Annotated in this window: 11 protein-coding genes; 4 read left to right on the plus strand and 7 right to left on the minus strand. The window is 66.3% G+C overall.

Going from position 1 to position 12,418, the window contains the following annotated elements; all coding sequences use genetic code 11:
• Positions 1–8: 8 nt before the first annotated feature.
• The 5 genes from ACFB49_RS07120 to ACFB49_RS07140 all read right to left on the minus strand — a co-directional run bounded on the left by ACFB49_RS07120 (position 9) and on the right by ACFB49_RS07140 (position 4,824).
• Complete coding sequence (locus ACFB49_RS07120) at positions 9–287, minus strand: STAS domain-containing protein (protein WP_380877772.1); 279 nt, start codon at positions 285–287, stop codon at positions 9–11.
• The gene (locus tag ACFB49_RS07125; RefSeq protein ID WP_380877775.1) at positions 287–2,077 is read right to left on the minus strand and encodes a methyl-accepting chemotaxis protein; all 1,791 of its coding nucleotides are present in this window, start codon (positions 2,075–2,077) and stop codon (positions 287–289) included. The genes ACFB49_RS07120 and ACFB49_RS07125 overlap by 1 nt, the downstream gene beginning before the upstream one ends.
• Positions 2,078–2,238: 161 nt before the next feature.
• Positions 2,239–2,661 carry a nucleoside-diphosphate kinase gene (ndk, locus tag ACFB49_RS07130; protein ID WP_380877778.1) on the minus strand — a complete coding sequence of 141 codons (423 nt, stop codon included), beginning with the start codon at positions 2,659–2,661 and terminating at the stop codon, positions 2,239–2,241.
• 212 nt (positions 2,662–2,873) lie between these two features.
• Entirely contained in the window at positions 2,874–3,314 is a 441-nt protein-coding gene (locus tag ACFB49_RS07135) for a DNA polymerase III subunit chi (protein ID WP_380877780.1), read from the minus strand.
• Between the two features lie 19 nt (positions 3,315–3,333).
• Entirely contained in the window at positions 3,334–4,824 is a 1,491-nt protein-coding gene (locus tag ACFB49_RS07140) for a leucyl aminopeptidase (RefSeq protein ID WP_380877782.1), read from the minus strand.
• A gap of 162 nt (positions 4,825–4,986) precedes the next feature.
• Here ACFB49_RS07140 and ACFB49_RS07145 point away from each other — a divergent pair, with 162 nt between their 5' ends.
• Genes ACFB49_RS07145 through rsmA form a run of 4 tightly spaced genes read left to right on the plus strand, consistent with a single transcriptional unit; the run spans position 4,987 to position 10,498 of the window.
• A complete protein-coding gene (locus ACFB49_RS07145; protein WP_380877785.1) occupies positions 4,987–7,233 on the plus strand; it encodes an LPS-assembly protein LptD in 2,247 nt (748 codons plus the stop codon).
• 16 nt (positions 7,234–7,249) lie between these two features.
• A complete protein-coding gene (locus tag ACFB49_RS07150; protein ID WP_380877788.1) occupies positions 7,250–8,668 on the plus strand; it encodes a peptidylprolyl isomerase in 1,419 nt (472 codons plus the stop codon).
• Positions 8,646–9,665, plus strand: coding sequence for a 4-hydroxythreonine-4-phosphate dehydrogenase PdxA (pdxA, locus tag ACFB49_RS07155; protein WP_380877790.1), 1,020 nt, complete (start codon positions 8,646–8,648; stop codon positions 9,663–9,665). The genes ACFB49_RS07150 and pdxA overlap by 23 nt, the downstream gene beginning before the upstream one ends.
• Positions 9,662–10,498, plus strand: a complete 837-nt coding sequence (rsmA, locus tag ACFB49_RS07160; protein WP_380877793.1) for a 16S rRNA (adenine(1518)-N(6)/adenine(1519)-N(6))-dimethyltransferase RsmA — start codon at positions 9,662–9,664, stop codon at positions 10,496–10,498. Before pdxA ends, rsmA begins: the two co-directional genes overlap by 4 nt.
• A 161-nt stretch (positions 10,499–10,659) precedes the next feature.
• Here rsmA and ACFB49_RS07165 read toward each other — a convergent pair whose 3' ends face one another.
• The gene (locus tag ACFB49_RS07165) at positions 10,660–11,184 is read right to left on the minus strand and encodes a tetratricopeptide repeat protein (RefSeq protein ID WP_380877795.1); all 525 of its coding nucleotides are present in this window, start codon (positions 11,182–11,184) and stop codon (positions 10,660–10,662) included.
• A 32-nt stretch (positions 11,185–11,216) separates the two neighbouring features.
• Positions 11,217–12,392, minus strand: coding sequence for an RsmB/NOP family class I SAM-dependent RNA methyltransferase (locus tag ACFB49_RS07170; RefSeq protein ID WP_380877798.1), 1,176 nt, complete (start codon positions 12,390–12,392; stop codon positions 11,217–11,219).
• Positions 12,393–12,418: the final 26 nt, after the last annotated feature.

Genomic DNA, 12,418 nt, shown 5'->3' on the forward strand with positions numbered 1-12,418 from the left:
TCCTGCTCCTATCGGGCCGCCGCGAACGGCAGGCGCGAACGCAATCCCGCCAGTTCGCTCGCATTGGCCAGCGCATCCGACGGCGCCTCGATCACTATTTCCACGCCTGCCGCAGCAGCCGATCGCGCGATGCTCAGCAGCATCTGCAATCCGGCTTGGCCGATCTGATCCACCTTGTCGGCATGGATGGCCATCCGGGCGCCCGCATGCACCGTGTCCCTGAGTTCAGGCAGCAACAGCGAAACCGCCTCGCGGTCCATCACCGGCAGCAGGTCGATCCGCTTCATCAGAACTCCGCCCAGTCATCATCGGCAATCGCCAGATTGCCGTAGACGACCGGCGCCGCCTTGCGCGCCGCCACCGGCTTGGGCTTGCGTGGCGGCATCTCGACCGCGCCGATCTTGAAGCGCTGCACCAATGCGGCAAGCTGGTCCGCCTCGGATGCCAGGCTGCGCGCGGCAGCGGTGGATTCCTCCACCATCGCGGCGTTCTGCTGGGTCATCTTGTCCATGTCGGCGACGGCGGTGTTCACCTGCTGCATGCTCGCCGCCTGCGCCTCGGCCGAAACCGAGATCTGGCCTGCCAGCTTGGCGATCTCGCTCACCTTGGCGACGATACGGTCCAGCGCCTCGCCGGTCTGGCCGACAAGCTGGACGCCGGATTCGACCTGCCTGGTACTCGCGCCGATCAGCGTCTTGATGTCCTTCGCGGCATCCGCCGAACGCTGGGCGAGCGCGCGAACTTCGCTCGCGACGACGGCGAAGCCCTTGCCCGCATCGCCCGCGCGCGCGGCCTCGACGCCGGCATTCAGCGCCAGCAAATTGGTCTGGAAGGCGATGCCGTCGATCACGTTGATGATCTGCGCGATCTCCTGCGAGCTTTTCTCGATCTCGCCCATCGCGTCCACCGCCTCGCGCACCACGCGGCCGCCCTCTTCGGCCTCGCCATGCGCTTCGGAAACCCGGCGGTTGGCGAGCGCCGCGCCCTTGGCGGTCTCGCGCACGGCCGCGGTGATCTGGTCCATCGCTGCCGCCGTCTCCTCCAGCGAAGCCGCCTGCTGCTCGGTGCGGCGCGAAAGATCGTCGGATGCCTGGCTGATCTCGCCGGCGCCGGTGTGCATGCTGTCCGCGCTCTGCAACACGCCGGAAATGGCGTCGCGAAGCTGGGCGGCCGCCGCATTGAAATCGCGGCGCAGCGCTTCATAGCCGGTTGGCAGCTTGTCGATATTGGTGTCGAGATCGCCTTCGGCCAGGCGGCGCAGGCTCACGCCCACGGTGTCGACCATATCGGTCAGGCCGCGATCCGCCTCGCGCTTGGCGATGCTGACATTGCGCAGGTCGACAGCGGCGCGGGCAAGGTCGCCGATCTCGTCGTCCCGCTCGACGCCGGAGATGTCGACGTCAAGACGCCCCGCCGCGATCTCCTTCAGCCCATAAGCCGCGGACGAAAGATCATCGGCGATCGCGCTGCGGGTCCGCACCAGCAGCGCCATGAAGCGCCAGGTCAGCAGGATCAGCGCCGCGATCATCGCGATCGCCATCGCCGCCTTGCTCCAGAACTGGATCGATCCGGCCTGGGCCATTTCCTCGATGAAGGGGTTGCGCAGGCTTTCGATCGAATCGTCGATGCTCCCGCCCAGCTTGCTCATCTCGGCCAGGCCCTGCGGGTTGCGCTGGGCGGGATCGACCATCTTCAGGGCCAGCGCGACATAGCTTGCGGCGGAGCTGTCGATCTCGTCCAGCACCTTCTGGTCGGCGGCCGCCACATCGGGGCGCATCGCGGCAACGGCGGCGGCGAAGTCACGGGCGTTGCCGTTGACCTCGTCGATCGATTCCTTGGTGGGGATGGTCGCGGCGCGATAGATGTCGCGCTCGAGCGATGCGAAATCCTTCTCCAGCAGCGCCACTTCCAGCGTGCTGTTGGAGACCCGCTCGACGCGCTCGATGGAATAGAGGTCGGCCGCAGCGCCGGCCACGGTCAGGCCGAGAACGATGGCGCCGACGACGATGAACATGCGGCGCTGTTGATTGAGCCGCTCGCCGATCGTGAGCTGCCCGCGTCCCGCTGAATAAACCATCTGCAATCCCTCACCCCGCCGGCTCGACGCCGGATCAACGGGATAAGGCTATGGGCAGAGGGTTAACCGATCGAAAATCATGCGCCGAATGCCGCGATTTTGCGATGAAGCGTCTATAATGATGGGATCACCCCGCCAACCGGCGCGATCCCATCAGAAAATCAGCCGACCACTTCTTCCGGCTTGAAGAAGAAGGCGATCTCGGTGGCCGCGTTCTCAAGGCTGTCCGAACCATGGACCGAGTTCGCCTCGATCGATTCGGCGAATTCCTTGCGGATCGTGCCGGCATCGGCGTTCGCCGGGTTGGTGGCGCCCATCACTTCGCGGTTGCGGGCGACGGCATTCTCGCCTTCCAGCACCTGCACGACGACCGGGCCGGAGATCATGAAGGAAACGAGGTCGTTGAAGAAAGGACGCTCGCGGTGGACGCCGTAGAAGCCCTCGGCCTGATCCTTGGTCATGTGGATGCGGCGCGACGCGACGACGCGCAGGCCGGCCTCTTCCAGCTTGGCGGTGATCGCGCCAGTCAGGTTGCGACGCGTGGCGTCGGGCTTGATGATCGAAAAGGTGCGTTCGGTCGCCATGGCCGAGCGGGCTCCATATTTTGATGGTGTGGAAAGTGGCGGCTCCCTACTCGCGAAGCCGGCCGGAAGCAAGGGTGGCGGGGCACTCGCAGGCGCGCACCCTCCACCGTCATCCCAGCGAAAGCTGGGATCTCAGGAGGTTGACCACCCACATTGGCCGCACGAGATGCCAGCCTACGCTGGCATGACGGCATTATCGCACCGCCCCCCCACTAAGCCGCCTTGGTCCAGCGCCCCGCCTCGTCCTGCTTCCAGAAATTGCGCTCCACCCCGTCGCGATCAGCCAACGCTTTCCACGCCTCGCGCGCTGCCGCTATGGTCGTGTCGTCGAACAGATGGAAAGCGCGGTCGAAGGCGAGCGCCTCGTCCCGCCACAGCCCGTCGGCCAGCGCGATATTGCGCGCACCGTTCAGCGCTTCGGGTGTGGCGGCGATCAGCACCGGCTGCCCCGCTTCGCCGCCCTCGCCCGTGCGGCCATGCGGCAGGAAGCTTTCGGGCGTGTAGTTCCACAGATGCTGGTCGAGCCGCACCGCCAGCGCGTCATCATCGCAGACGATCAGCAGCCGTCCGCCGTCCGCCAATATGCGTTCGGCGATGCGCGGCAGCACCCGTTCGATCGGGCTCGCGGCGAGGTGATAGAAGTCGACCTGCACCGCGGCCCTCTTAGCTCCCTCAGCCTTCGTACTTGTCGGCGATCAGCCGGTCGAGCAGGCGCACGCCGAACGCGGTCGCGCCCTTGTCCCACAGCGTGCCGGGCTTTGCCGCCCACACCATGCCGGCAATATCGAGATGCGCCCACTTCACGCCATCTTCCACAAAGCGCTGGATGAACTGCGCGGCGGTGATCGAACCCGCATCGCGCGGGCCGACATTCTTCATGTCGGCGATCGGGCTTTCGATCAGCTTGTCATAGGCGTCCGACATCGGGAAACGCCAAAGCTTGTCGCCCGAAGCCTTGCCGGCGGCGACCAGCGCGTCGGCCAGTTCGTCATTATTGGCGAACAGGCCACCATGCTCATGGCCGAGCGAGATGATCATCGCGCCGGTCAGGGTGGCGAGGTCGATCACCGTCTTCACCTTGTGCGTGCGCTGCACCCAGGTGATTGCGTCGCACAGCACCAGCCGGCCTTCTGCGTCGGTGTTGATCACCTCGATCGTCTGGCCGGACATGCTGGTGACGACGTCACCCGGCCGCTGCGCCTTGCCGTCGGGCATATTCTCGACGAGCCCGCAGACGCCGATGACATGCGCCTTGGCCTTGCGGCTGGCGAGCGCCTTCATCGCGCCTGCCACGGCGCCAGCGCCGCCCATGTCCCACTTCATGTCCTCCATGCCGCCGGCGGGCTTGATCGAGATGCCGCCGGTATCGAAGGTCACGCCCTTGCCGACGAAGGCGATCGGTTCCTTGGCGCCGCCGGTCCCGTCCCACTTCATCACCAGCAGTTGCGCGGGCCTTTCCGACCCTTGCGACACGCCGAGCAGCGCGCCCATGCCAAGCTTCGCCATCGCGGCTTCGTCGAGCACCTCGATCTCGACGCCCAGATCCTTCAGCGGCTGGCAGCGTTCGACGAAGCTTTCCGGGTAGATGATATTGGCGGGCTCGCTCACCAGTTCGCGGGTGAATGAAATGCCGTCGGCCAGTGCCTTCAGCGGCGTCCAGGTGGCCTCCGCCTTGCTCACGAAATCGTCGCCGGCACCGACGATGACGATCTCGGCCAAGCTCGGCTTCGATTTCGCGGGCAGCTTCGTGCGATAGGTGTCGTGCCGCCAGCCGCGCAGCAGCGCCGCGAAGGCGATATGGGCCGCAGCCACCGCCGCATCGCCCGTGGCCTTGCTGACATCGACGACCAGTGTCTTTTCGCCCGACGTCAGCAACCGCGTGGTGAGCGCGCCGCCCGCCTGCTCGTAACCGTTGCGCTCATTGTCGCCGGCAGCACCGGTGCCGACCACCAGCAACCGGCGGACGCCCTCGCCTTCCGGCGTCACGGCTTCGGCAATCGCGCCCGCTTCGCCCTCGAAGCGCGAAGCCGCCGCAGCGCGTCGCACGATCGCCAGCGCGGCTCCATCCAGCCCGATCCGATCCACGGCACCTGAACCTGATCCCACGGGCAGAGCCAGCACATAATCGCCATCGGGACGGACGGAAGCAAAACGCACCTGCATGAAAGACGCATCCTTGTTTGGAACTTTGAATCCCCTCTAGGCCACGTCGCCCGCGCTGGCAAAGCTTGCTCTCGCAACGGATCGGCGATGGGGGCGTTGCAGCAATCGTGCGGGGGTGCGATAGGCGGCGGCTGCCGTCGTTCGGCCTGCTCGTGGGGGTTTGTGATCCAGTTCAAGCCGATATGTCTTACTGCGCTGCCGCTGGCCCTCGCGCTTGCGCAGCCGGCATGGGCGCAGAATCTGCTCGATCGCCCGCAGGGTCCGCCGCCGGTGGGCGGCACGCCCGCGCCGGCGAACGACGAAGAGGTCGTGTTCAGCTCCGAAACGCTGGCTTATGACAATGACGGCGATATCGTCACCGCCATGGGCGATGTCCGCATGGTGCGCGCCGGCAACCGATTGCGGGCGGACAAGGTCATCTGGAATCGCAAGACCGGCGAAGTGACCGCCGAAGGCAGCGTCGCCGTGGTCAATCCCGGCGGCGATACGGCTTATGGCGATAATGTGCGGCTGACGGACACGCTGAAGGACGGCGTGATCGAAAACCTCCTGCTCGTGCTCGAAGATGGCGGTCGCCTTGCGGCCGACCGCGCGACCCGCGTCAATGGCGTCTCGACGCTTGATCAGGCCGCTTACACGCCCTGCAACGTCACCGACGAAAATGGGTGCCCCCAGAACCCTTCATGGATGATTACCGCGGTCCGCGTCGTCCATGATCCCGTCCGTCACCGCATTTCCTACGATAATGCCCGGCTCACCCTGTTCGGCGTACCATTGCTTTGGTTGCCGGGGCTCTCGCATCCCGACAGCAGCGAAGGCGGCGGCTCCGGCCTCCTGATGCCGCAGGTCCGCATCAGCAAGACCAACGGGTTCGAGCTCGCAACGCCTTATTACGTCCAGCTCGCCCCCAATCGCGATCTTACGCTGACGCCGCACGTCTTCACCGAAGTGCTGCCCGCGATCGAGGCGCAATATCGCGAGCTCAACTCGCTCGGCGCGTTCAGCGTCGGCGGCTATCTCACCTACGGCAAGCGCCAACCCGCAACCGTCATTCCCGACGATGACGCGCCGACAAGCAAGGATATCCGCGGCTATTTCGAAGCGAACGGCCGCTTCCAACTCACACCCGAATGGAGCCTCAGCGCCTCCGCTCGCGCCACCACCGACAAGACCTTCCTGCGCCGTTACGACATTTCGCGCGACGATCGCCTGCGTTCGACCTTCAATTTCGAGCGAATCGACGCGACCAGCTATCTCTCGGTCGCCGGCTGGGCCGTGCAGGGCCTCCGCACAGAAGATCGCGCCGGCCGCCAGCCGATCGCACTGCCCGCCATCGACTATCGCCTGCGGCTCGATGATCCGCTGCTGGATGGCCGCATCGAACTTCAGGCCAACAGCCTGGCGCTGCTGCGGACGGAGGGGCAGGACACGCAGCGCGCCTTTGCCGGCGCCCGCTGGGATCTGCGCCGCCTCACCAATTTCGGCCAGGAAGTGACCTTCACGGCCTATGCCCGCGGCGACGTCTACCACACCGATGAAGCGCTCAGAACGCTGATCCCGCAATATCAGGGCACCGAAGGCTGGAGCGGCCGTGGCATCGTCGCGCTCGCGGCAGACATGCGCTGGCCCTTCGTCGGCGAATTCTTCAGCGGCAGCCAGCGAATCACCCCCCGCGTCCAGGTCGTCGCCACGCCCAAGACCGAGAATCTCGACATCCCCAACGAGGATGCCCGCTCGGTCGATCTGGAAGATTCCAACCTCTTCGCGCTCAACCGCTTCCCCGGCTATGATCGCTGGGAAGATGGCAGCCGCGTCACCTATGGCCTGGAATGGGCGGTAGATCTGCCGCGCTTCTCGCTGCGCAGCGTGATCGGCCAGAGCTACCGCCTCAACAGCCGCCCCTCGATCCTGCCCGAAGGGACCGGCCTGTCGGGCCGCCATTCGGACGTCGTCGGGCGGACTAGCCTGAAATATGGGCAGTTCGTCGAGCTCACCCACCGCTATCGGCTCGACAAGGACAATCTCGCCATCCGCCGCAACGAGATGGACGTCACCATCGGCAGCAGTTCGACCTATGTCACCGCCTCTTATCTCCGCCTCAATCGCGACATTGATGCGACGCTCGAAGATCTGCGCGATCGTGAGGAGTTGCGCGCCGGCGCCCGCATCCAGATCGCCCGGTACTGGTCGGTGTTCGGCTCGACGGTGATCAACCTCACCGGCAGCCAGGAAGATCCGCTGTCGATCGCCGACGGTTATGAGCCCGTCCGCCATCGTCTCGGATTCCTCTACGACGACGAATGTATCGAGCTTGGCCTTACCTGGCGTCGCGATTATGACGAGACCGGCGATGCCCGGCGCGGCAACACTTTCCTGTTCCGGGTAGCGTTGAAGAACCTGGGCCGCTAAGCGTGCGTTCAGCCGCATGCGCGCAAGACAGCGCGCTTCGGTGGCCAGATTTTCCGATGGGGTGAGAGTGAAGGCGCAGTTGAGGAACAATCTCAAGGTATTGGCTCGTGCAGGTGTTTCGGCCATCATCCTTGCAGGCGTGTCAGTATCCGCCCTTCCGGCACAGACCGTGCCGGACGACGCCGCGGCCCCGGCATCCAATTTGAACATTCCGCAGGATCTCACGATCTTCGGCCGTGAAGACCCGACGGTTCGCAAGGCGACCGCGATCGTCAACGGCACGATCATCACGGATACCGATGTGGATCAACGGCTTGCGCTGGTCGTCGCGGCCAATGGCGGCAAGGTCGGCGATGACGAGCGCGAGCGGCTGCGGCTGCAGGTGCTGCGCAACCTGATCGACGAATCGCTGCAGATCCAGGAAGCCAAGGCCAACGAGATCACCATCAGCCAGGCGGAGATCGACCAGACCTTCGCCCGCGTCTCCGGGAATTTCAAACGGACGCCGGCCGCTTTCGCCACCTATCTGCGTGAACAGGGCGCATCCGAAGCCTCGCTCAAGCGCCAGATCGAAGGCGAGCTTGCCTGGCGCCGCCTGCTCGGCCGCCGCGTCACGCCCTTCGTCAATGTCAGCGAAGATGAAGTGAACGCGGTGATCCAGCGGCTCAATGCGTCGAAGGGCGCGACCGAGCTGCACATCGCCGAAATCTATCTCTCGGCGACGCCGGACACCAATGCCGATGTGCTGCAGAATGCCCAGCGCATCACCCAGCAGATCAAGCAGGGCGCGTCCTTCGTCGCTTATGCGCGGCAGTTCTCGGAAGCGTCGACCGCGGCCGTCGGCGGCGATCTCGGCTGGGTCCGCGGCGAGCAATTGCCCGACGAGCTCGCCAATGTCGCCTCGACGATGGAACGCGGCCAGGTCAGCGATCCGATCGCGATCCCTGGCGGCTATTCGATCATCGCGCTCGTCGACAAGCGCCAGGTGTTGACTGCTGATCCGCGCGACGCGCAACTTGCCCTGAAGCAGGTTTCGATCAGCTTCCCCGCCGGCACGACACAGAGCCAGGCCGCGCCCAAGGTGGAAGAATTCGCCAACACGATGAAGGGCATCACCGGCTGCGGATCGGTCGACAAGGTTGCCCAGAGCATTGGCGCCGAAGTGGTCGACAATGATCAGGTCAAGGTGCGCGATCTGCCCGCCCCCTTGCAGCAGATGATGGTCGATCTCCAGATCGGCCAGTCCACGCGCCCGTTCGGCTCGCTCGAAGATGGTGTGCGCGCGCTGGTGCTGTGCGGTCGCGATGATCCGCAGGTCGCCTCCGGCCCGTCTTTCGATCAGATCCTGGCGCAGATGGAAGAGGAGCGCATCAATCGTCGTGCCCGTCGCTATCTGCGCGACCTGCGGCGAGATGCGGTTGTCGACTATCGCTGACGGAGCCCCCCTCGCGCCGCTCGCAGTGGCATTGGGCGATCCCGCCGGGATCGGACCGGAAATTGTCGCCAAAGCCTGGGAAGCCCGGAACTCCGCCTGTCTCGCGCCCTTCTTCGCGGTGGGCGATCCGCGCTCGATCGCGGCCGTGTGGAATGGCCCGTTCCAGCGCATCGCCTCGCCCGACGAAACCGCGCGCGTCTTCGGCGATGCGCTGCCGCTGATCCAGGTCGAGGATGCCGGAGAGATCATTCCCGGCGAGCCCAATATGCCCGGCGCGCGCTGCTCGCTCGATTCGCTGGAAATGGCTGCCGGCCTCACGCGTTCCGGCGCGGCGGGGGCGCTCGTGACCGGGCCGGTGTCCAAGGCCCAGCTCTACGCGATCGGCTTTTCGCATCCGGGCCAGACCGAATTCATCGCCGAACGCTGCGGCATTTCCGGCGCCAATGCGGTGATGATGCTCGCCGGGCCGACGCTGCGCACCGTGCCCGTCACCACCCACGTTCCGCTGGCGCAAGTGGCGAGCCTCATCAGCGTGGATCTGATCGTCGCCAAAGCCCGCGCCACCGAACGCGGCCTTTCGCGCAACTTCGGCATTGAAAAGCCCCGCTTGGCCATTGCCGGTTTCAATCCGCATGCCGGCGAAAACGGCGCGCTGGGCCGCGAGGAGATCGATTTCATCCTCCCCGCGGTCGAGATCCTGCGCGCCGAGGGCGTCGACATCGTCGGCCCGCTCGCCGCCGACACCATGTTCCACCAGCGCGCGCGCGCCACTTATGACGCGGCGATCTGCCTCTACCATGATCAGGCCCTCATTCCGTTGAAGACACTGCATTTCGATGAAGGTGTGAACATGACGCTCGGCCTGCCGATCGTCCGCACCGCGCCTGATCACGGCACGGCGTTCGAGATTGCCGGCAAGAATATCGCGGAGCCCGGCGCGATGATCGCGGCGATCCGCATGGCCGGGGAGGCGGCAGGCATCCGCTGCATGGCGTGAGCGCGGACGCCATCCGCGCTCTGCCTCCCTTGCGGGAGGTGATTTCGCGTTACGGCCTCAGCGCCTCCAAGGCGCTCGGCCAGAACTTCCTGTTCGACGGTCAACTCCTCGATCGCATCGCCCGCGTCCCCGGCTCGCTCGAAGGCGAGACCGTCTATGAGGTCGGCCCCGGCCCCGGCGGCCTCACCCGCGCATTGCTCGGTGCCGGCGCCAAGGTCGTCGCGGTCGAACGCGATCGCCGCTGCCTGCCCGCGCTTGCCGAACTAGACGAGGCATCGGGCGGCCGTCTCCGCGTCATTTCCGGCGACGCGCTGGAGGTCGATGCCGCGGCCGAGGCCGGCGTCGGCGCCCACATCGTCGCCAACCTCCCCTATAATGTCGGCACGGCATTGCTGGTGAACTGGCTCGGCAGTGAGGCGTGGCCGCCCTGGTGGCGCTCGCTGACCTTGATGTTCCAGAAGGAAGTGGCCGAACGCATCGTCGCCGCGCCGGACAGTTCGGCCTATGGCCGCCTCGCCGTGCTCGCCCAATGGCGCTCGACCGCGAAGCTCGCCTTCACCGTCCACCGCTCCGCTTTCGTGCCCCCGCCCAAGGTGATGTCGGCGGTCGTCCACATCACGCCGGCCGCGCAGCCCGAAGACGTGCGCCCCGCCGATCTCGAACGCATCACCGCCGCCGCCTTCGGCCAGCGCCGCAAGATGCTGCGCCAGAGCCTCAAAAGCGTGCCGGGCGCGCTGGATGCGCTCGCGGCGCTGGAAATCGATCCCCAACGCCGCGCCGAAACCCTGTCCGTGGACGAATTCGTGGCGATCGCGCGGACGATCAGGGCCTAGCCTCGTCGGTCATCCGTCGCCCCCCCCCCCCCCCGATCCAGCACCGTCACCCCAGCGCAGGCTGGGGTCCATGGCTATCACACGGCAAGCGGTAGTGCAGACTGAGAGAGCCATGGATGCCAGCCTCCGCTGGCATGACGGCTATTGGATATGCTTCCAGCTTACGGCTTGACCGGCGGCTCGCTGCCCTTGGCCGGCACCGTGGTTGCCGCCTGGGCGGTAACGACAGCCGGCGGCGGGCCCTTGGCGATCACACCGGCAAGCTGCGTCGCCTGGCCGCACTCCGTCTTGCAGAGCGTGCGAATGCGCGCGAGGTTCGCCTTGGCGCGATCGACGGCGCCCTTCTGGACCAGCGCCTCGCCCTGCGCCGTCAGCGCGGCAAGGTCGTTGGGTTCCAGCGCCAGCGCTTCCTTGTAGAATCGGATCGCCTTGCCCGGCAGCTCCTGCGCCTGCGCCACCCGGCCCAGCGCCACGAAGGCGGCCCGGTTACGCGGATCGACCGCGAGCGAACTTTCCAGCAGATCATTGGCCTGCACGAAATTGCCTGCCTTGCGAGCAGCTTCGCCCTGTTCGAGGAGGGCCATGGAGCGGGGATTGATCTGGTCGTCGGGCTTCTGGCTGTATCCGACGCTCGAAACGGTCGCGAACGCCAGCGACAAGGCTAATGCAATCGGAGAGAGACGCATGAACAACTCCGTGAAGGTCTCGTGACGCGCTTCTAACATGGCCGTTGCAGTCTAGCGACGAAAAAGCCGTCCGTCCCATTCGCTGCGGGTGTGAGCCGAAATCCGTCGCGGTGTGGCATTGCTGCCATTCCCGCGCCGGGATCGGCCGACCATTTGGGATTCGCCCCAAGAAACGCTGCCACCTGGTCTGCACCTTCGCAGTCGAGCAATGAACAGACGATGTATAGAAGCGATCCGCCTGGTCGAACCAGGTCGGCGCCGACCCCGATCAGCCGTGCCTGCAACGCCGTCAGCCGATCAAGCCGCGCCTGCGTCAGCCGCCAGCGCGCCTCGGGATTGCGGCGCCAGGTGCCGGTTCCCGAACAGGGCGCATCGATCACCACCAGATCCGCCTGCCCCTTCAGGTCCAAGAGCGCATCCAGCTCCCGCCCACCATCCAGCAGCCGCGTCTCCACCGTCACGCCAGCGCGCTCAGCGCGCGGCGCCAGTCGCGACAGCCGCGTCCGATCGGCATCGGATGCGATCAGCCGCCCCTCGTTCCGCATCGCCGCCGCCAGCGCCAGCGTCTTGCCGCCGGCGCCGGCGCACAGGTCGATCACCGTCATCCCCGGTTCCGCTCCGGCCATGGCGGTGACGATCTGGCTGCCCTCGTCCTGAACCTCGATCACCCCCTGGGTGAAGGCGGGCAAGCTCTCGACCTGCGTCCCTTCGGGGCAGCGCAGCCCCATCGGCGCAATCGGCGTAGGCTCGGCGCCGGGGATCAGCGGCATCACCGTCTCGCGCGTCGCCTTGAGCGCATTGACGCGGAGGTCAAGCGGCGCGCGGTCGAGCAATGCCGGCAGTTCGCTTGGATCGAGCGGCAGCTTTTCCATCAGCCAGTGCGGCAAGATCCCGGCAGGCGCCGCCGCTTCGCCCTCCCCGATCCGCGCCGGCCCATGCGCCGATCCGTCGAACGTAGCGGCGACCTCGGCATCTTCCTGCGCCAATCCCATCAAGGCCGCGCGGCCGCTCTCCGGCACCTCGCCCGCCCGCCGGATCGCGCGATAGATCAGATCGCGCACCGCGCGACGGTCCTTCGACCCCGCATAGCGCCGCGTCTTGAAATAGCGCGCGATCAGCACGTCCGCCGCCGCCCCGCCGGCGCGCGCCGCGGCGATGATCTCGTCGAGCAGGTCGATCGCCGCCTGTGCGCGTCCAGCCGGCGTCATCGCGTGCCTGTCCCGCGATGCGACAT

Origin of the sequence: Sphingomonas sp. DBB INV C78, from assembly GCF_042693015.1 — a bacterium.
Lineage (GTDB): Bacteria > Pseudomonadota > Alphaproteobacteria > Sphingomonadales > Sphingomonadaceae > Sphingomonas_E.

What these genes read in the sequence shown, in the direction of transcription:
- ACFB49_RS07120 (WP_380877772.1), bottom strand. Translation starts at nt 287, where the DNA reads ATGAAGCGGATCGACCTGCTGCCGGTGATGGACCGCGAGGCGGTTTCG.
- ACFB49_RS07125 (WP_380877775.1), bottom strand. Translation starts at nt 2,077, where the DNA reads ATGGTTTATTCAGCGGGACGCGGGCAGCTCACGATCGGCGAGCGGCTC.
- ndk (WP_380877778.1), bottom strand. Translation starts at nt 2,661, where the DNA reads ATGGCGACCGAACGCACCTTTTCGATCATCAAGCCCGACGCCACGCGT.
- ACFB49_RS07140 (WP_380877782.1), bottom strand. Translation starts at nt 4,824, where the DNA reads ATGCAGGTGCGTTTTGCTTCCGTCCGTCCCGATGGCGATTATGTGCTG.
- ACFB49_RS07150 (WP_380877788.1), top strand. Translation starts at nt 7,250, where the DNA reads ATGCGCGCAAGACAGCGCGCTTCGGTGGCCAGATTTTCCGATGGGGTG.
- pdxA (WP_380877790.1), top strand. Translation starts at nt 8,646, where the DNA reads ATGCGGTTGTCGACTATCGCTGACGGAGCCCCCCTCGCGCCGCTCGCA.
- ACFB49_RS07165 (WP_380877795.1), bottom strand. Translation starts at nt 11,184, where the DNA reads ATGCGTCTCTCTCCGATTGCATTAGCCTTGTCGCTGGCGTTCGCGACC.
- ACFB49_RS07170 (WP_380877798.1), bottom strand. Translation starts at nt 12,392, where the DNA reads ATGACGCCGGCTGGACGCGCACAGGCGGCGATCGACCTGCTCGACGAG.